The organism is Streptomyces monticola, assembly GCF_042665355.1.
Classification (GTDB): Bacteria; Actinomycetota; Actinomycetes; order Streptomycetales; family Streptomycetaceae; genus Streptomyces; species Streptomyces monticola.
The window spans coordinates 328,800-347,002 of record NZ_JBHTCF010000006.1; the positions used below are offsets into that span (position 1 = coordinate 328,800).

Below are 18,203 nucleotides of genomic sequence, written 5' to 3' on the forward strand. Positions count from 1 at the left end.
TGCGTCGGCCAGTCCTGTGGCCGGACAGTCCTGCGGCCGGGGTCAACGCGCTTGTCCGAAGGCCCGTTTCACGTGAAACGGGCCTTCGGACGGTCCGGCTCGCCGCCCTACTCGGGCTGGTGGTCCGGACCGCCGAAGTCGGGGCTGGAGAAGTCCGGGCTCGAGTAGCTCGGCCGTGGCCCCGCCTCCGGGCCGCCGTCGGGGCTGCTGAACCCTGGGCGGTGGTAGCCGAGGTGCGGCATACGGTTGTTGCCCGAACCGGTCCGGGAGCTGATCCCGCTTCCGGGCGGCTCGGCCAGTGCGTCGCGCAGGAAGGGCAGCACGCCGCGTTCGAGAAGCGCCTGCCGCCAGACTTCCCTGGCGCGGGCCACCTCCTCGCTCAACTCCCCCTGGGCGCCTGCCTGGAGGGAGGTCGCGCCATTGCGCAGGGCGGTCAGCAGCAGACCTACCGCCGCCACGAGAATGCCGGCCGCGGTGAGCGCGCCGAACAGCCAGCCCGCGGTCAGCAGGGTGTCGGCGAAAGCGGGCTCGGGATTGAGCATCTTCAGTATGTAGCCGACGAGCAGGAAGATCGCCGCGGCGGTGCCCGCGAGGACCGGGGCCAGGACCGCGAGGACGGCCACCAGGCCGGCGCCCGCCGTCTCGGCGACTTCACCCACGGAGCCCACGGTCGTGGCGAGGTTCATCGAACCCCCGCCCGGATCCGCGGTGTTGGATTCGCGTACGGGTGGGCTGGCAGGAGCCGGCTCGCGCAGTTCCTCGCGAACCTTTACGTAGTGCTGGTATTCGGTCGCGGCGGCGGCGGTGATCAGCGCTGTGGCGTTCAGCGCCATCGTGCGCAGTTGCTCGGGATTGAGTCGTTCGCCGACTGCGGCCAGATCCGGGCGTTGTGGTGCGGAGCGCAGCGCCTCATCGAGGATCCGCTCGTACTCTTGGCGGTCCTCATTCAGCAGGTGCGGAGCGCTGTTCATGTGCATCCCCCGATGCTCCGTAGGGCCTGGGCGCCCGTGTGGTCACGGGCAGTTGGGCGGAAACGGAGGAGAGCCTGCTACGGATAAGCAGATGGTAGAGCGGTTACGGCACGCGGTGACAGGGGGTTTCCGGAAATTGGGCCCTGGTCAGGGACGTTCCGCTTGTGCTACGCCTGCCCGATCAACGCTCAGTTATCCAGGGGAAGTTGGCACACAAGGAGTTTTCCGGCCATGGTCACGCCGCCGTCCATGGCGATGGCGAGGCCGTCCGCGTACACATGCGGCCCTTCCACCTGGGGGCCGTCGCTGTCCTCGCCGTCCTCGGAGCCGACCTCGCCGAGCAGATACGGGATCGGGCTGTGCCCGTGGACGACCCGCGTACCGCCATAGGCGGCCAGGAGCTCGCGCACGGCCTCGGGCCCGGACTCGTCGCGAAAGGCGAAGCGCTTGGTGAACTTGCGGAACAGGTCCCAGCACTCATTGGCGTCATTACGGGTGAGTGCTTCGCGGATGGTGTCGTTGACCGCCTCGATCGAGTCGCCGTACTCCAGATACGCCGTCGTGTCCGAGTGCATCAGGAGGTGCCCGTCCTCCAGCTCGATGGCGTCGAGCCGGGACATCCACTGCAGATGGACATCCTGCAGCCGGTCCATATCGGACTTCTGGCCTCCGTTGAGCAGCCAGGCGGCCTGGAAGGTGGCGGTGCCGGCGCCGGAGTTCACGGGGGTGTCGCCGAAGCGCTTGGCGCCGAGGAGCAGCAGCTCGTGGTTGCCCATGAGGGCCTTGCAGTAGCCGCCGGCGGCCGCGGCCTGTGCGGACAGCCGCATGACGAGGTCGATCACGCCGATGCCGTCGGGCCCGCGGTCGGTGAAGTCGCCGAGGAACCAGAGGCGGGTGTTGCCCGCCGACCAGTCGCCCGCCTCGTCGATGAGCTCCCGCTCGCGCAGCGCGGCGAGGAGCTCATCGAGATAGCCGTGGACATCGCCCACGACAAAGAGCGGGCCGAGACCGTTCGGCGTTCCCACTGGGTCGCCGGTGGCCTGCATCTGGACCTGAACCGTGTCACCGCGGTTCACCACCGGCAGATCGCGCTGCGTCGGCGTATAGCCCTCGGGAACCTCGCTAGGCGCGGGATCCTGGCCGGCCTGGTGCACATATGCGGGTACGCGGAAGTCGCGCACCGTGTCCGTACGCACCGCGGGTCCCTGACCGGCCCCCTGAGTCATCGACCCCTCCACCACCGTTGCGCCGCATTTCTCCACCGGAATCGGACGGCCTGGTCGCAGCGGTCCGCGGTGTCGTGCGCCCATCATAGGAATGCGGCTCGCGCTGTGTGATGCACCAGGGGTGTTGAATCGAGCGCGGACCCGTGGTTGACCGCGGTTTTCTCCCGAATTGGGGGTAACCCTCCGCTATCCCTTTCCCGGCGGGCGCGGCGGACTGACGGTCGTGCGGGGCGAACGACGCTGCGAAGACGTCCGCACGATGAGTTCCGTCGGTATCACCTGCTCGATCGGCTGGCCCGTTCCTCCGGTCTCGATGGCGTCGATGAGGAGCTGCACGACGGCCGTGCCGATACGACGCGGTTTGAGGGAGAGCGTGGTGATCGGCGGCTCGGTGTGGGAGTAGACCGTGGACTCGCTGCAGCAGACGAGCAGCAGGTCCTCGGGTACGCGCAGACCGTAGCGGCGGGCCGCGGCGAGCAGATCCGTGCCGTTGGGGTCGAAGAGGCCGTAGACGGCGTCGGGGCGGTCGGGGCGGGCGAGCAGCCGGTCGGCGGCCACGGCCCCCGCACAGGGATCGTGCGCGGGATAGGCCTCGTACACCGGGTCCTGGCCGATCCGGCGGCACCAGCGCAGATACGCGGTGGTGGACAGCCGGGTGTAGGTGTCCGTGGTGGTGCCGGTGAGCAGTCCGATACGACGGGCACCGGCTGCGGCGAGATGGTCGAGGATGCCGAGTACGGCGGCCTCGTGGTCGTTGTCGACCCAGGCGGTGACCGGCAGCGATCCCGCCGGGCGGCCGTCGGAGACGACGGGGAGCCCCTGCCGCACCAGCTCCGTGACGACCGGGTCCTGGTCGGACGGGTCGATGACGACGGTGCCGTCGAGGGCGACGTTCGACCACACGTCGTGGCGCGAGGTGGCCGGGAGGATGACCAGGGCATAGCCACGGTCGAGTGCGGCCGAGGTCGCGGCTCTCGCCATCTCCGCGAAGTACGCGAACTCGGTGAAGGTGAAAGGTTCATCCCCGTAGGTCGTCACGGTCAGGCCGATGAGGCCGGACTTGCCGGTACGGAGCGTGCGGGCCGCTGCGGATGGGCGGTAGCCCAGCCGGTCTGCGACCTCGCGGACATGTTGGCGGGTGGCGTCGGGGAGCCGGCCCTTGCCGTTGAGCGCGTCGGAGACGGTCGTGATGGAGACCCCGGCAGCGGCGGCAACGTCCCGGATGCCCGCCCGACCTTGCCGGCTTCCCCGAGTCTGCGCCCGGCTCACCTGGTGCTTCCCTGCTGCTGTCATGGCGAGCCGATAGTAGGGCTCATGCGGGCGGTCGTCGTGGGTGCATATGCACGCGTTGACAGGCACGTTTCTGCATGGTGAAACCCTGTCAATGACCTTGGAAAATAAGGGAGTTGAGAGAAAGTAGGGTGATCGGTTGCTTGTCGACGCCTGAGGGCCTGACACGTACCAGAGGTCTCGAAGAGGTCTCAACTCACCTTCACGGGTGATGCGCGCCACGGCGCGAGCCACCGGCGCACGGACCGACAAGGGGCGCTCCCCCCTCCCTGTACGCCGAGACCCGAGGCGGGGCCGGGGACCTCAGACGGTTTTCCACAGGGCATTCGCAGCGGAGCCGAATCCTCATAGGGTGTGCAGTATTCAGACCTGGGTGGCACGAGGAGGACCTGCGGTGAGCGACAAGACCCCGAGGCTGCGCGCCGAGCTGGACGGCGTCCCGACGTACAAGCCGGGCAAGCCCGCCGCAGCCGGCGGCCCGGTGGCGTACAAGCTGTCCTCCAATGAGAACCCGTATCCGCCCCTGCCCGGTGTGATGGAGCAGGTGACGGCCGCGGCCGGTGCCTTCAACCGCTACCCGGACATGGCCTGCACGGCGTTGATGAACGAGCTGTCGGAGCGCTTCGGCGTCCCGCTCTCGCATCTGGCCACGGGCACCGGGTCCGTGGGCGTCGCGCAGCAGCTCCTGCAGGCCACGAGCGGCCCCGGCGACGAGGTGATCTACGCCTGGCGCTCCTTCGAGGCGTACCCGATCATCACCCGGATCAGCGGGGCGGAGCCGGTGCAGGTGCCGCTGACGGCGGGGGAGGTGCACGACCTCGACGCGATGGCGGACGCGATCACCGACCGCACCCGTCTGATCTTTGTCTGCAACCCCAACAACCCCACGGGCACGGTGGTGCGCCGGGCCGAGCTCGAGCGTTTCCTGGACCGGGTGCCGAGCGATGTGCTCGTCGTGCTCGACGAGGCGTACCGCGAGTTCATCCGCGACCCCGAGGTGCCCGACGGCATCGAGATCTACCGGGACCGGCCCAATGTGTGCGTGCTGCGCACCTTCTCCAAGGCCTACGGCCTGGCGGGGCTGCGGGTCGGCTTCGCCGTCGCCCATGAGCCGGTGGCGGCGGCGCTGCGCAAGACGGCGGTGCCCTTCGGCGTGAGCCAGCTGGCGCAGGACGCGGCGGTGGCCTCGCTGCGCGCCGAGGACGAACTGCTCGGCCGGGTCGGCTCATTGGTCGGCGAGCGCACGCGTGTGGTCGAGGGGCTGCGGGAGCAGGGGTGGACGGTCCCCGAGACACAGGCCAACTTCGTCTGGCTGCGCCTCGGGGAGCGCACGGTCGACTTCGCGGCCGCCTGCGAGAAGGCCGGAGTCGTGGTGCGGCCCTTCGCCGGTGAGGGCATGCGGGCCTCGATCGGCGAGCCCGAGGCCAATGACATCTTCCTGAAGACGGCCGAGGCCTTCCGCAAGGAGCTGTAGCCGGGGCGCCGGCAGGGCGGCGGGAGCGGTCGGCCACGGCGCACCCGCAGGGCGCGGGGAGCGGTCGGCCACGGCGCACCGGCAGGCGGTGTGCCCGGCCTTCCCGCGGAGGGCTCAGTCGGCGACCAGTTCCACCCGGATCGGGTCGCCGCCGCGCACGGTGGCGAGCTGCTGGGGGTCGCCGTCGAGGGCGCCGAGCAGATTGCAGGGGCTCGCGAGGCGGCACTCGTCGCCTCGCGATATCGGCGTGGGCCCGTACGGCAGCGCGAGTGCGTCACCGTCGGTCCAGAACGCGACGGTGCCGGGCTCGACGACCTGCTGGGCGCCGGCCTCGCGCTCGACGCTGACTCCGGTGTCGAAGTAGACCTCTTCGCCCCAGGTGTTGGCGGTGGCGGAGAGAGGCAGGGCCTGCTGCAGCGCCTGGGTGGTCGGGGTGTCCTCGAGGGTCGCGGTGAGATGCCCGGCGGGCCAGGAGATTCGGATCTGCATGCCGCGGATTCAACAAGATGTTGAAGTTCTTGGGAAGGGGTGGCCCAGGGTTTCCTGAGGGGCCGCCGCTCGCGGCCGCCGCAAGGAGACCCCGCCTGCAGATCCCGACAGTCAGTACGACATAATGCTTGTGAATGTGAACGCGTTCACAAACGTGTCCCGTTTGGTCCCGTGATGCATGGGATTAAAGGGGCAAACTGCCGCTGTGACCACGGCGACGTAAGGAGACTGACGACGTGGACTTGGCTCTGGCGCCAGAGACCCTGGCGCGATGGCAGTTCGGCATCACCACCGTCTACCACTTCCTCTTCGTCCCCCTCACGATCTCGCTCGCCGCGCTCGTCGCAGGCCTGCAGACCGCATGGGTGCGGACCGAGAAGGAGAAGTACCTCAAGGCCACCAAGTTCTGGGGCAAGCTCTTCCTGATCAACATCGCGATGGGTGTCGTGACCGGCATCCTGCAGGAGTTCCAGTTCGGCATGAACTGGTCCGACTACTCGCGGTTCGTCGGCGACATCTTCGGCGCTCCCCTTGCGTTTGAAGCCCTCATCGCCTTCTTCTTCGAGTCCACCTTCATCGGACTGTGGATCTTCGGCTGGGACAAGCTGCCGAAGAAACTGCATCTGGCGACGATCTGGATGGTGTCGATCGGCACGGTCCTCTCCGCGTACTTCATCCTGGCGGCCAACTCCTGGATGCAGCACCCGGTCGGTTACCGGATCAACCACGAGAAGGGGCGAGCCGAGCTCACCGACTTCTGGCATGTGCTGACCCAGAACACCGCACTGGCCCAGATGTTCCACACCATCACCGCCGCCTTCCTGGTCGGCGGGGCGTTCATGGTCGGTATCGCCGCCTTCCATCTGGCACGTAAGCGGCATGTGCCGGTCATGAAGACCTCGCTGCGCCTCGGCCTCGTCACCGTCGCCGCCAGCGGGCTGCTCGTCGCCATCAGCGGTGACACGCTCGGAAAGATCATGTTCGAGCAGCAGCCGATGAAGATGGCGGCAGCCGAGGCGCTGTGGGACGGACAGGACTCCGCGCCCTTCTCGGTCTTCGCGTACGGGGATGTCGCCGAGGGCCACAACAAGGTCGCCATCGAGATCCCCGGCCTGCTGTCCTTCCTCGCCCACAACAACTTCGACGAGCGCGTCCCCGGCATCAACGACCTCAACAAGGAGATGCAGGAGAAGTACGGGCCCGGCGACTACCGCCCGAACATCCCGGTCGCCTACTGGAGCTTCCGCTGGATGATCGGCTTCGGGATGGCCTCGCTCGGCATCGGACTGCTCGGGCTGTGGCTGACCCGCAAGAAGTTCATGCTGCCGCAGGCGATGCGGGTGGGTGAGGACGAAGTGCCGAACCTGGTGCTCTTCAAGAACAAGGCACTCAGCCCGAAGCTCACCAAGTGGTACTGGCTCGTGGCCCTGTGGACCATGCTCTTCCCGCTGATCGCCAACTCCTGGGGCTGGCTCTTCACCGAGATGGGGCGTCAGCCGTGGACCGTGTTCGGCGTGTTCCAGACGGCCCAGTCCGTCTCCCCCAATGTCTCCCAGGGCGAGGTCATCACCTCGCTCGCCGTCTACACCCTGCTGTATGCGGCGCTCGCCGTGATCGAGGTCAAGCTGATGATCAAGTACGTCAAGGCCGGACCCCCCGAACTCACGGAGGCCGATCTCAACCCGCCCACCAAGATCGGCGGCGACGATCGTGACGCCGACCGGCCGATGGCCTTCTCGTACTGAGGAGCTGAGGTATGGAACTCCACGACGTCTGGTTCGTACTGATCGCGGTCCTGTGGATCGGCTACTTCTTCCTCGAGGGCTTTGACTTCGGGGTCGGGATCCTGACCAAGCTGCTTGCCCGGGACCGCAAGGAGCGGCGGGTCCTCATCAACACCATCGGGCCCGTCTGGGACGGCAACGAGGTGTGGCTGCTCACGGCGGGCGGCGCCACTTTCGCCGCCTTCCCCGAGTGGTACGCGACGCTGTTCTCCGGCTTCTATCTGCCCCTGCTGCTCATCCTGATCTGCCTGATCATTCGCGGTGTCGCCTTCGAGTACCGGCACAAGCGCGATGAGGAACGCTGGCAGACCAACTGGGAACACGCGATCTTCTGGACCTCGCTGGTCCCCGCGCTCCTCTGGGGCGTGGCCTTCGGCAACATCGTGCGCGGGGTGAAGATCGACAGGGATATGGAGTACGTCGGCAACTTCTGGGATCTGCTCAACCCGTACGCGATCCTGGGCGGACTCGTCACGCTGTCGCTGTTCACCTTCCACGGCTCGGTGTTCGTGGCCCTCAAGACGGTCGGGGACATCCGGATGCGGGCGCGGAAGCTGGCGCTCGGGCTGGGGCTGCTGACCGCGGTGCTCGCGCTCGGCTTCCTGATCTGGACACAGGCCGACAAGGGCGACGGCAAGAGCCTGGTCGCGATGATCGTCGCGGTGCTCGCTCTCGTCGGGGCCATCGGGGCCATCAAGGTGGGGCGTGAGGGCTGGTCGTTCGCGCTCTCCGGGGTCACGATCGCCGCCGCGGTTGCGATGCTGTTCCTGACGCTCTTCCCGAATGTCATGCCGTCCTCGCTCGACCCGGCCTGGAGCCTCACGGTCACCAATGCCTCGTCGAGTGCGTACACCCTGAAGATCATGACGTGGTGTGCGGGGATCGCGACTCCGGTCGTGCTGCTCTACCAGGGATGGACCTACTGGGTGTTCCGCAAGAGGATCGGCACCCAGCACATTGCCGCCGATGCGCACTAGTTGGGGCTGTTTCACGTGAAACCGATCGACCCGCGCCTGCTCCGGTACGCCAGGGCCACCCGCTTCTTCCTGATCGCGGTAGTGATCCTCGGGCTCGCCGGAGCGGGCCTGGTCGTGGCCCAGGCGATGCTGATCGCCGAGGTCGTGGTGGGGGGATTCCAGAAGGGGCTCGACGCCTCAGCGCTGCGGACGCCTCTCCTGCTGCTCGCGGCCGTCGCTCTCGGGCGGGGGCTTGTCGGCTGGCTCACCGAGCTGGCGGCGCACCGGGCCGGCGCGGCCGTCAAGTCCGAGCTGCGGGGACGGCTCCTTGAGCGGGCCGCCGCGCTCGGCCCCGGCTGGCTGAGCGGGCAGCGGACCGGGTCTCTGGTCGCACTGGCCACGCGTGGGGTCGACGCGCTCGACGACTACTTCGCGCGCTATCTGCCCCAGTTGGGGCTCGCGGTCGTGGTGCCGGTGGCGGTGCTCGCCCGGATCGTCACCGAGGACTGGGTGTCGGCCGCGATCATCGTGGTGACCCTGCCGCTCATTCCGGTGTTCATGGTCCTCATCGGCTGGGCGACCCAGGCCCGGATGGACCGTCAATGGAGGCTCCTCTCCCGGCTTTCGGGGCACTTCCTCGATGTGGTCGCGGGGCTTCCGACGCTGAAGGTGTTCGGCCGCGCCAAGGCCCAGGCCGAGTCGATCCGGCGGATCACCGGCGAGTACCGGCAGGCGACGATGCGCACCCTGCGGATCGCCTTCCTCTCCTCCTTCGCCCTGGAACTGCTCGCGACGCTGTCGGTGGCGCTGGTCGCGGTGACCATCGGCATGCGGCTCGTGCACGGTGAGATGGATCTGTACATCGGGCTCGTCGTGCTGGTCCTCGCCCCCGAGGCCTATCTGCCGTTGCGTCAGGTGGGAGCGCAGTATCACGCGGCGGCCGAAGGACTGGCCGCCGCCGAGGAGATCTTCCGAGTCCTGGAGACCGAAGTGCCGGCGTCCGGCAACGGGCCCGCGCCCACCGGGACGCTGCACGTCGAGGGTGTGACGGTCCGGTACCCGGGGCGGGACACCGCGGCCGTCGAGGACGCGACGTTTCACGTGGAACCAGGTGAGACGGTCGCGCTGGTCGGGCCCAGCGGAGTGGGCAAGTCGACGCTCCTGAACGCGGTGCTGGGGTTCGTACGCCCCGACGAAGGGCGGATCCGCGTCGGCGGCACCGATCTCACCACCGTAGCGATGGAGGCCTGGCGGGAGCGGATCGCCTGGGTGCCGCAGCGACCGCATATGTACGCCGGGACCATCGCGGACAATGTGCGGCTCGCGCGGCCCGGGGCCTCGGACGAAGCGGTCCGGCAGGCGCTGCGCGACGCGGGGGCCTCGGCCTTCGTGGCCGCTCTGCCGGAGGGTACGCGGACACCGCTCGGCGAGGACGGGGTCGGCCTCTCCGCCGGGCAGCGGCAACGGCTCGCCCTGGCGCGGGCGTTCCTGGCGGACCGGCCGGTGCTGCTCCTCGATGAACCCACGGCGTCCCTGGACGGGGAGACCGAGGCGGAGATCGTGGACGCCGTCCGTCGCTTGGCCGTGGGCCGCACGGTGCTGCTCGTGGTGCACCGGCCGGCGCTCCTCGCGGTGGCGGACCGGGTGGTCCGCCTCACGCCCCAACAGGCCGACGGGGAACGGACTTCGGGGGTTGAGGCCTTGGCGTCCTCCGTCCCGGCGTCGCAGGGGAGTCCTGTCAGGGCGCCCGTGCGGGTCGACGAGGCGTATGCGCCTGACCCGGCCCTCGTCGCGGAGGAAATGGACCGGGCGGCGGAGGATCTCAACGGCGGGGCGGAGGGCTCCGGGCGTACGGCGGTGGAGTCCGGCCGTACGGCGATGGCCTCCGACCGTACGGCGATGGCCTCCGGACACACGACTGCCGAGGCCGGACGTGCGGCCCTGGAAGCCGGGCGTACGGGGGCGGAGTCCGGCGGCGGGGCGGCGGGGCCCGTGCGCGATGCCGCAGGGGCAGTGGAGCACCGTGGGGTTCTGTCCCGGGTGCGCGCGATGGCTCACGAACGGCGTGGCCGGCTGCTGCTCGGTCTGCTGCTCGGCAGCCTCGCGCTCGGCAGTGCGGTCGGCCTCATGGCCTCATCGGGCTGGCTGATCGCGCGGGCGTCCGAGCAGCCGCCGGTGCTCTATCTGATGGTGGCGGTCACCGCGACGCGGGCCTTCGGCCTGGGGCGTGCGGTCTTCCGGTACGCCGAGCGCCTGGTCACACACGATGCCGTGCTGCGGATGCTGGCCGACACCCGTGTCGCCGTCTACCGCAGGCTGGAGCGGCTCTCGCCCGCCGGGCTCAGGAAGTCCCGGCGTGGCGACCTTCTGGCCCGTCTGGTCGGCGATGTGGACGCGCTGCAGGACTACTGGCTGCGGTGGCTGCTGCCCGCGGGCGCGGCGGTCGTCGTCTCGGCCGGCGCCGTCGGATTCACCGCCTGGCTGCTGCCGCAGGCGGGGCTGCTGCTGGCGGTGGGCCTTCTCGTCGCCGGGGTCGGGGTGCCGCTGCTGAGCGGCGCCCTCGCACGCCGGGCGGAGCGCCGCCTCGCGCCCGCCCGCGGGGCGCTCGCCACCCGGGCGGCCGATCTGCTCACCGGGACGGCCGAGTTGACCGTCGCAGGGGCCCTCGGATCGCGTATGGACCGGGCCCGCGAGGCCGACAAGGAGCTGACCGGCATCGCCTCCAGGGGAGCCGCCGCGACCGCGCTCGGCGCCGGCCTCTCGGCGCTCGCCTGCGGACTGACCGTGGCCGCCGCGGCCCTGGCCGGGATCGGTGCGGTACGAGAGGGGCGGCTCGACGGAGTGGCGCTCGCGGTCGTCGTACTCACGCCGCTCGCCGCGTTCGAGGCCGTGGCGGGACTGCCGCTCGCCGTGCAGTTCCGGCAGCGCGTGCACAAGAGCGCGGAGCGGGTGTACGAGGTGCTCGACGCCCCGGAGCCGGTACGGGAACCGGCGGCGCCGCGCACCGAGGCATCCGCCGAGCCTTTCCCGGTACGGGTGAGCGGACTGCGCGCCCGCCATCCCGGACAGGTGCGGGACGCGCTCGCCGATATGCAGCTGACCCTGCACCGGGGCCGCCGGATCGCCGTCGTGGGGCCCTCGGGTTCGGGCAAGACGACCTTCGCCCAGGTACTGCTCAGGTTCCTCGACGGCGAGGAGGGGACGTACGAACTGGGCGGGACGGACGCGTACGAGCTGGACAGCGACGCGGTGCGCCGGGTGGTGGGCCTGTGCGCCCAGGACGCGCATATCTTCGACAGCTCGATCCGGGAGAACCTCCGCCTGGCCAGGACGGACGCCACCGAGGACCAGCTGCGCGACGCCCTCGCCCGCGCCCGGCTCCTGGAGTGGGCGGAGTCGCTGCCGCAGGGCCTGGACACACTGGTCGGCGAGCACGGGGCGCGGCTCTCCGGCGGGCAGCGGCAGCGTCTCGCGCTCGCCCGGGCGCTGCTCGCCGACTTCCCCGTCCTCGTCCTGGACGAACCCGCCGAGCATCTCGACCTGGCCACCGCCGACGCCCTGACCGCCGATCTGCTCGCGGCCACCGAGGGACGTACGACGCTGCTGATCACGCACCGGCTCGCCGGGCTCGAAGCCGTGGACGAGGTGATCGTGCTCGACGAAGGGCGGGTCGTGCAGCGCGGTGGATTCGCGGAGCTCGCCGGACGCACGGACGGACAGCTGGCCCGGATGCTGGAGCGCGAGCGGGACACGGAGCTGCTGGCGGTCGCTGCCGGGCGGTAGGAGCGGGCGAGGTCCGGGTAGAGGGGGGCAGGCGAGGTCCGGGCAGAGGAGCGGTCGAGGTCCGGGCGGAGGGACGGCTCCGCCGTGCGACCGGTCGGCACGCAGCCGCAGGTGACATACCAGCACGCAGCCGCAGGTGACATACCAGCACGCAGCCGCAGGTGACACGGCGGACTTCCCGCGGAGTGCTCAGCGGGCCCGGCAGGTCGTACCCGACTTTCCTCGGCAAATAGGACTAACTAGTCTCAAGGGCATGGCAGCCCCCGCAGTCCCCGAAGAACCGCCGCCCTTCCCCGACCGGGATGTGACCGGCTCGGCCGCCGCCGAGCAGGCGGCGCGGAGCCTTCAGGCGCTGCCCGAAGAGCTCGCGGCGCGGCTGCCGCAGCTGCTCGAGGCGATGGTCTCGGTCGGCAGCGGGCTGCATCTGCACACCACCCTGGACCGGATCGCGGAGACCGCGGCCAGCCTCACGGGCGCCAGATATGCCGCGATCGGCGTGATCAACGACAAGGGCGACGGCCTCGCCGACTTCGTCACCTACGGCGTCTCGCAGGAGGAACGGAAGCGCATCGGTGATCTGCCGGACGGCCGCAGCGGTCTGCTCGGGGCGCTCATCAAGGACCCTGTGTCGCTGCGCCTCGACGATCTGACGGCCGATCCCCGCTCGGTCGGCTTCCCGCCGAACCATCCGCCGATGCGCACCTTCCTCGGCGTACCGATCCGGGTCGGCGGCGAGGTGTTCGGCAATCTCTATCTGACCGAGAAGCAGGGCGGCGGCGCGTTCAGCGTCTACGACCTCCACATGGTGAAGGTGCTCGCGACCGAGGCGGGTATCCAGATCGGCAATGCACGCCTGTACGAGGCCACGCGGCAGCGCGAGCGGTGGATCGACGGCTCGGTGGCCGTCACCACGGCCCTGCTGTCCGGCGCCGACGTGGACGACGCGCTCACCGTCGTCGCCGAGCAGGCCCGCAAGCTCGCCGACTCCGACGCGGGCATCGTGCTGCTGCCGGCGGCCGAGGGCGGTCTGGAGATCGTGGCCATAGCGTCGGACGGCCCGGTGCGGCCGCTCGGCGCGGTGATTCCGCCGGAGTCCCCCGCGGTCGACCATCTCCTCGCCGGCGAGCCGGTGTTCATCGACGACTCGGCCGCCGACCCCCGGATGATCACCGATCTGGCCAAGGAGTACGGGCCCAACATGCTGCTCCCGCTGCACAGCGGCGGCCGGGTGCTGGGCGCGCTCGCCACCCCCCGCACCCGTGGCGCGCAGCCCTTCACGGAGGCGGAGAAGACGCTCGCCGGGCAGTTCGCGGCGCAGGCGGCGCTCGCCCTGATGATGGCCGAGGCGCAGCGGGACCGGGAGCGGCTCGCGGTCTTCGAGGACCGTGACCGGATCGCGCGTGATCTGCACGATCTCGTCATCCAGCGGCTGTTCGCCACCGGGATGATGCTGGAGAGCGCCCAGCGCCGCTCGGTGGTACCGGAGGTGCAGATCGGCGTCGGCAAGGCGGTGGACGAGCTGGACGTGACGATCCAGGAGATCCGTACCGCGATCTTCGCCCTGCAGCAGGGCCCGGCCGAGGCGCCCTCCGGTCTGCGCACCCGGGTCCTCCGGGAGATCAACATGGCGGCGGTGCCGCTGGGCTTCAAGCCCTCGCACCGGTTCCTCGGGCCCGTCGACTCCGTGGTCGGCGAGCTCAGCGGCAAGAACCTCATCGCGGCTCTGCGTGAGGCCCTGTCCAACGCGTTCCGGCACGCGCAGGCCTCCCGGATCGAGGTCGTCGTCGACGCGGATGTGACGCTGCCGGACGGCCGCCCCGGCGTACGTCTCACCGTGGCCGACGACGGCGTGGGCATCCCCGAGGGCGGGCGGCGCAGCGGTCTGAAGAACCTCAAGCGCCGGGCGGAGTCGCTCGGCGGCGACAGTTGGTACGGGCCGGGGCTCGAGGGGGACGGGGGCGGCACGACGGTGGTGTGGCAGGCGCCGCACTAGGCGCTCCGCGGGAAGTCCGGCATGGCACCTGCGGGTGCGTCGTGGCTGGTCGCGCAGTTCCCCGCGCCCCTAACGGGGCACGGCAAAGCCGATTTGGGCCTGGTCTGCCTGTTCTTCGGGAGTGCCGCCCGCGCTTGCTGTGCGCGCCCCACTGTGCTGAGTGCCGCCACATCGCCCTTCGGGCTCGTCCTCACATGCCGGACGGGCTCTCGCCGGTGCGCGCCGGCTTGCGGCCCGGGAGAGGGGGCAGGGGGCGCTGTTTCCGGGCCGGGACCGTGATCCGGGGGCACCCTTCTTGTGCACCGTTCGGCACAATTCTCGTGCCCTGTTCGGGAGGAGGCCGTTGCTCTCATCGGGGGCGAATTGCGGGGGAGGTCCGGTAGCCGCTGCCGGGCACCCTTCTTGTGCGCCGTTCGGCACAGTTCTTGTGCCCTGTACGGCACTGTTCTTGTGCCCCTTACGGGTCAAGCGCCGTCCTCGCGCACCCCTCGTACGAGCGCTGTGACTGATCGCGGGTGACGATCGCGTGCATGCGCCACTGCTCTCGCCGAACGCTGACCGTGCCGGTGGTGCTGTGTGCGCTCATCGTGCTGATCGCGGGCGGCGCTCCGTCCGCCGCCGGAACGCGCGGTCCGGGGGACGGCGCTTCCGACGGGCCGAGCCTCAGTACAGATGTGATGCGGCTCTACGAGCAGGCCGCGGCGGCCACGGAGAAGTACGAGTCGGGGCGGCGCGCGGCCGAGGAGCAGCGCACCAGGGCCAAGAGGCTGGAGCGCCTGGTCGAGCGCGAGCGGCGGGAACTGCGGCTGCTGCACGAGGACCTGGGCCGGATCGCCCGCGTCCAGTACCGCTCAGGGGGCGATGTCTCGTACACCGCGCAACTGCTCATGGCCGATGACCCCGAGCAGTTGATGCGGGGTCAGCGTGCCGCCTGGCAGGCCGATCTCGCGATGGACAACGCCATCACCAAGACCCAGCGGGCGGCCCGCTCCCTGGACACCGGGGAGCAGAACGCCAAGGCGGCCTGGCATGCGCTCGACGTACGCAAGGCGAAGCTGGCGGCCTTGAAGCGGGGGATCGAGCAGCGCCTCGAACAGGCCCGGTGGACGCTGCAGCACGAGGCCGACCGGCAGGTCACGGCGGGCAAGTGCCGGGGCGCCGTACGGCTCGACCAGGGCCGGAGCAGACCGGCGGCAGGGCAGGCCTGGGTCGCGCCGGTCGAGACGTATGAACTCTCCGCCGGGTTCGGGGGATCCGGTGAGCGCTGGGCGAACCGGCACACCGGCCAGGACTTCGCCGTCGGTATCGGTGCGCCGGTGCGGGCCGCCGGTGCCGGGCGCGTGGTGCGGGTGACCTGCGGGCAGGGCTTCGGCATGGAAGTGGTGCTGCAGCACGCGGGCGGCTACTACACGCAGTACGCGCACCTCGCGGCCGTCACCGTCGACCAGGGCGACCGGGTGCGGGTGGGGCAGTGGATCGGGCAGGCGGGCACGACCGGCAACTCGACCGGGCCGCACCTGCACTTCGAGGTGCGGCTCACTCCGCATCTGGGGTCGGGTGTGGATCCCCGCAAGTGGCTGGCCGAGCGGGGCGTCCGGCTGTGAGCTGCGCCCTCAGCCGCCGAGGCGGTCGGCCAGGATCTGCTCGATGACGACCGCGACGCCGTCCTCGTTGTTGGCGACGGTGCGGCCGGACGCGGCGGCGATGACGTCCGGGTGGGCGTTGCCCATCGCGTACGACGTACCCGCCCAGGTCAGCATCTCGACGTCGTTCGGCATGTCCCCGAACGCGACCACTTCGTCCTGGGTGATGCCGCGTTCGGCGCAGCACAGGGCCAGGGTGCTCGCCTTGGAGACGCCCGCGGCGCTGATCTCGAGGAGCGCGGTCGGGCTGGAGCGGGTGACGGTGGCCGTGTCGCCGATGGCCTCGCGGGCCAGAGTGAGGAAGGCATCGGGGGACAGCTCGGCGTGGTGGGCGAGGAGCTTGAGTACCGGCTGGTCGGCGACGTCGGAGTCCTCCGCGAGCAGCTTCTCGGCGGGGGCGATGGTGACCGCGGGGTCGAGGTGCAGCGGCGGGTAGGGGAGTTCGTGGTGGATGCCGCCGGTGCGCTCCACGGCGAACGAGGTGCCGGGGGCGGCCGTGCGCAGGATGTCGACGACCTCCAGGGCGGTCTCGTGCGCGATGGCCCGGATCTTGACGAAGCGGTGGGCGCCGGGGCCGCCGTGCAGATCGACGACGGCCGCGCCGTTCCCGCAGATCGCCAGGCCGTGGCCGTGGACGTGGTCGCTGACGACATTCATCCAGCGGGCGGGGCGGCCGGTGACGAAGAAGACCTCGATTCCGGCTTCCTCGGCGGCGGCGAGTGCGGCGATCGTACGGTCCGACACCGATTTGTCGTCGCGGAGCAGGGTGCCGTCCAGATCCGTGGCGATCAACCGGGTCCGGGGCGTGGGGGCAGGAGTCTGTGGGGGTGTCGAGGTCACGTCGGCATTGTTCCGCATATGCCGCATGGTCGTGCTTGTGGGTGCACATTTGAGTACGCGTGAGCGCCGGTGAGTATCTGAGTGCCTGAATGCCGGGGCGCCGATGAGCAACTCCGTGCATCGGTGCGCGGGTGCCCGTCACGGTGGTCGGCCACGGGCGGCCGCATCACACGGGCGATCGTAGGCTTTGGGCATGACCTCTCCCCTGCGCCTGAGCACCGTGATCCTGCCCATCCACCGCTGGCACGACGGCGGGCGTGCCCGGTGGCAGCGCGCCGAGGAGCTGGGTTTCCACGCCGCGTACACCTATGACCACCTGGCCTGGCGGAGCTTTCGCGACGGACCCTGGTTCGGTGCCGTGCCGACGCTGACCGCCGCCGCGGCCGCGACCTCGCGGCTGCGCCTCGGCACCCTGGTCACCTCGCCCAACTTCCGCCACCCGGTGACCCTCGCCAAGGAGCTGATCTCCCTGGACGACATCTCCGGCGGCCGGATCACGCTCGGCATCGGTGCGGGCGGCAACGGCTTCGACGCGACCACGCTCCTGAAGCGCGACGAGGAGCCCTGGACGCCGCGCGAACGCGCGGACCGGTTCGCCGAGTTCGTCGCGCTCCTCGACCAGCTGCTGCGGGAGCCGGCCGGTACGACGTACGAGGGCACCTTCTACTCGGCGACCGACGCCCGTAATGTGCCGGGCTGTGCGCAGGGCGAACGGCTGCCGTTCGCCGTCGCCGCGACCGGGCCGCGAGGGCTGAAGCTGGCCGCGCGGTACGGGCAGGCGTGGGTGACGACCGGGGACCCGAAGCTGTACGAGGCGGGCACGCCCGAGCAGTCCTTCGAGGCCCTGCGGGGTCAGATGGCCAAGCTGGGCAAGGCCTGCGCGGACGCGGGCCGTGATGTGGCGGAGCTCGACAAGGTGCTGCTCACGGGCTTCACGCCGGACTTCAACCCGGCGACGCGCGCGGGCCGCCGGCCCATCGACTCCTTCGACGCCTTCGTCGACTTCGCGGGCCGGCACGCGGAGCTCGGCTTCACCGAGATCGTCGTGCACTGGCCGATCGCGGGTTCGGACTTCGCGGCCGACGAGAAGGTGTTCGAGCGGATCGTCACGGAGGGGCCGGCTCAGATCTGAGGGTGCTCTTGTGCGGTGCGGGTCCGCCGGGGCCGCACTGCCTCGTGTGGGGCGCGTCCGCTGAGGGCGTACCGCCTTCGTGTGGGGCGCGTCCGCCGGGGGCCTCAGCGGACGCGGCCGCTCAGCCAGGGGGTGAGCAGATCGGTGGCGATGAGTTCCTTGTACGTACGGTCGCCGGGCAGCGGCACGAGCAGCCACCAGCCGGGCGGGAAGAAGCGGCCCTTCACATAGGCGACGCCGTTGTAGAGCGAGGTCAGGAACGCCGGGACGTCGTCGCGGGGAATGTCGTGGAACTCCACGCCCTCCACCGTGATCTTGACGTCGTCCTCGGGGAAGACCTGGATCTCCAGCCGGGGTGAGCCGGACACCTCGACATGGGCCTCGTGCGGCAGCGAGCCGTCGGGGTCGGTGGTGGCGCCGATGTCCGCGGCGGTGCGGCGCGAGGTCTGGTCGGCGCCGATGTCATGGGTGACCTGGATGTCGTGGCCGCGCTCCGCGGCGGCCTCGCGGATGGCCCGGACGACGGCTTCGGTGCTGTGCAGCGGCTCCATACCTTCCGATCATGCCTGAGCGACGTGCTCAAGGCAGGCGCAGGTACGAGGCGTGCTCAGGGCAGGCGCAG

Annotated in this window: 13 protein-coding genes; 7 read left to right on the plus strand and 6 right to left on the minus strand. The window is 70.3% G+C overall.

All coding sequences use genetic code 11. The annotated features are described in order from the left end of the window. Nucleotides 1-107: 107 nt before the first annotated feature. From ACFQVC_RS17430 to ACFQVC_RS17440, 3 genes are all read right to left on the minus strand, one after another. Nucleotides 108-977, minus strand: coding sequence for a hypothetical protein (locus ACFQVC_RS17430; protein ID WP_381831347.1), 870 nt, complete (start codon nucleotides 975-977; stop codon nucleotides 108-110). 182 nt (nucleotides 978-1,159) lie between these two features. Then, a complete protein-coding gene (locus tag ACFQVC_RS17435) occupies nucleotides 1,160-2,197 on the minus strand; it encodes a metallophosphoesterase (RefSeq protein WP_381831348.1) in 1,038 nt (345 codons plus the stop codon). A 186-nt stretch (nucleotides 2,198-2,383) separates the two neighbouring features. Continuing rightward, nucleotides 2,384-3,490, minus strand: a complete 1,107-nt coding sequence (locus tag ACFQVC_RS17440) for a LacI family DNA-binding transcriptional regulator (RefSeq protein ID WP_381831349.1) — start codon at nucleotides 3,488-3,490, stop codon at nucleotides 2,384-2,386. Between the two features lie 391 nt (nucleotides 3,491-3,881). Here ACFQVC_RS17440 and hisC point away from each other — a divergent pair, with 391 nt between their 5' ends. Then, entirely contained in the window at nucleotides 3,882-4,961 is a 1,080-nt protein-coding gene (gene hisC, locus ACFQVC_RS17445; protein ID WP_381831350.1) for a histidinol-phosphate transaminase, read from the plus strand. 114 nt (nucleotides 4,962-5,075) lie between these two features. Here hisC and ACFQVC_RS17450 read toward each other — a convergent pair whose 3' ends face one another. Continuing rightward, a complete protein-coding gene (locus ACFQVC_RS17450) occupies nucleotides 5,076-5,450 on the minus strand; it encodes a cyclophilin-like fold protein (RefSeq protein WP_381831351.1) in 375 nt (124 codons plus the stop codon). A 236-nt stretch (nucleotides 5,451-5,686) separates the two neighbouring features. Between ACFQVC_RS17450 and ACFQVC_RS17455 the strand changes: the two genes are divergently transcribed. The 5 genes from ACFQVC_RS17455 (at nucleotide 5,687) to ACFQVC_RS17475 (ending at nucleotide 15,570) form a co-directional block, all read left to right on the plus strand. After that, nucleotides 5,687-7,195 carry a cytochrome ubiquinol oxidase subunit I gene (locus ACFQVC_RS17455; protein ID WP_381831352.1) on the plus strand — a complete coding sequence of 503 codons (1,509 nt, stop codon included), beginning with the start codon at nucleotides 5,687-5,689 and terminating at the stop codon, nucleotides 7,193-7,195. 11 nt (nucleotides 7,196-7,206) lie between these two features. After that, the gene (gene cydB, locus ACFQVC_RS17460; protein ID WP_381831353.1) at nucleotides 7,207-8,211 is read left to right on the plus strand and encodes a cytochrome d ubiquinol oxidase subunit II; all 1,005 of its coding nucleotides are present in this window, start codon (nucleotides 7,207-7,209) and stop codon (nucleotides 8,209-8,211) included. Nucleotides 8,212-8,217: 6 nt separating this feature from the next. Further along, nucleotides 8,218-11,973: a thiol reductant ABC exporter subunit CydD gene (gene cydD / locus ACFQVC_RS17465; RefSeq protein WP_381831475.1), complete on the plus strand. Its 3,756-nt coding sequence runs from the start codon at nucleotides 8,218-8,220 to the stop codon at nucleotides 11,971-11,973. Nucleotides 11,974-12,226: 253 nt separating this feature from the next. Continuing rightward, a complete protein-coding gene (locus ACFQVC_RS17470; protein WP_381831354.1) occupies nucleotides 12,227-13,966 on the plus strand; it encodes a GAF domain-containing sensor histidine kinase in 1,740 nt (579 codons plus the stop codon). Nucleotides 13,967-14,496: 530 nt separating this feature from the next. Further along, a complete protein-coding gene (locus ACFQVC_RS17475; protein WP_381831355.1) occupies nucleotides 14,497-15,570 on the plus strand; it encodes a M23 family metallopeptidase in 1,074 nt (357 codons plus the stop codon). 9 nt (nucleotides 15,571-15,579) lie between these two features. On the opposite strand, the gene ACFQVC_RS17480 is transcribed toward ACFQVC_RS17475, so the two are convergent. Then, nucleotides 15,580-16,467 carry a Cof-type HAD-IIB family hydrolase gene (locus ACFQVC_RS17480; RefSeq protein WP_381831356.1) on the minus strand — a complete coding sequence of 296 codons (888 nt, stop codon included), beginning with the start codon at nucleotides 16,465-16,467 and terminating at the stop codon, nucleotides 15,580-15,582. A 175-nt stretch (nucleotides 16,468-16,642) separates the two neighbouring features. On the opposite strand from ACFQVC_RS17480, the gene ACFQVC_RS17485 reads away from it, so the two are divergent. Beyond that, on the plus strand, nucleotides 16,643-17,581 hold the full coding sequence (locus ACFQVC_RS17485) for an LLM class flavin-dependent oxidoreductase (RefSeq protein ID WP_381831357.1): 939 nt from the start codon (nucleotides 16,643-16,645) through the stop codon (nucleotides 17,579-17,581). A gap of 104 nt (nucleotides 17,582-17,685) precedes the next feature. Here the strand turns inward: ACFQVC_RS17485 and ACFQVC_RS17490 are convergent, their stop codons facing one another. After that, nucleotides 17,686-18,132 carry a hypothetical protein gene (locus ACFQVC_RS17490; protein ID WP_381831358.1) on the minus strand — a complete coding sequence of 149 codons (447 nt, stop codon included), beginning with the start codon at nucleotides 18,130-18,132 and terminating at the stop codon, nucleotides 17,686-17,688. Between the last annotated feature and the right edge of the window lie 71 nt (nucleotides 18,133-18,203).

Coding starts and splice junctions, on each gene's coding strand:
- ACFQVC_RS17430 (WP_381831347.1), bottom strand. CDS start 977: ATGCACATGAACAGCGCTCCGCACCTGCTGAATGAGGACCGCCAAGAG.
- ACFQVC_RS17435 (WP_381831348.1), bottom strand. CDS start 2,197: ATGACTCAGGGGGCCGGTCAGGGACCCGCGGTGCGTACGGACACGGTG.
- ACFQVC_RS17440 (WP_381831349.1), bottom strand. CDS start 3,490: ATGACAGCAGCAGGGAAGCACCAGGTGAGCCGGGCGCAGACTCGGGGA.
- ACFQVC_RS17450 (WP_381831351.1), bottom strand. CDS start 5,450: ATGCAGATCCGAATCTCCTGGCCCGCCGGGCATCTCACCGCGACCCTC.
- cydB (WP_381831353.1), top strand. CDS start 7,207: ATGGAACTCCACGACGTCTGGTTCGTACTGATCGCGGTCCTGTGGATC.
- ACFQVC_RS17470 (WP_381831354.1), top strand. CDS start 12,227: ATGGCAGCCCCCGCAGTCCCCGAAGAACCGCCGCCCTTCCCCGACCGG.
- ACFQVC_RS17475 (WP_381831355.1), top strand. CDS start 14,497: ATGCGCCACTGCTCTCGCCGAACGCTGACCGTGCCGGTGGTGCTGTGT.
- ACFQVC_RS17480 (WP_381831356.1), bottom strand. CDS start 16,467: ATGCGGAACAATGCCGACGTGACCTCGACACCCCCACAGACTCCTGCC.
- ACFQVC_RS17485 (WP_381831357.1), top strand. CDS start 16,643: ATGACCTCTCCCCTGCGCCTGAGCACCGTGATCCTGCCCATCCACCGC.
- ACFQVC_RS17490 (WP_381831358.1), bottom strand. CDS start 18,132: ATGGAGCCGCTGCACAGCACCGAAGCCGTCGTCCGGGCCATCCGCGAG.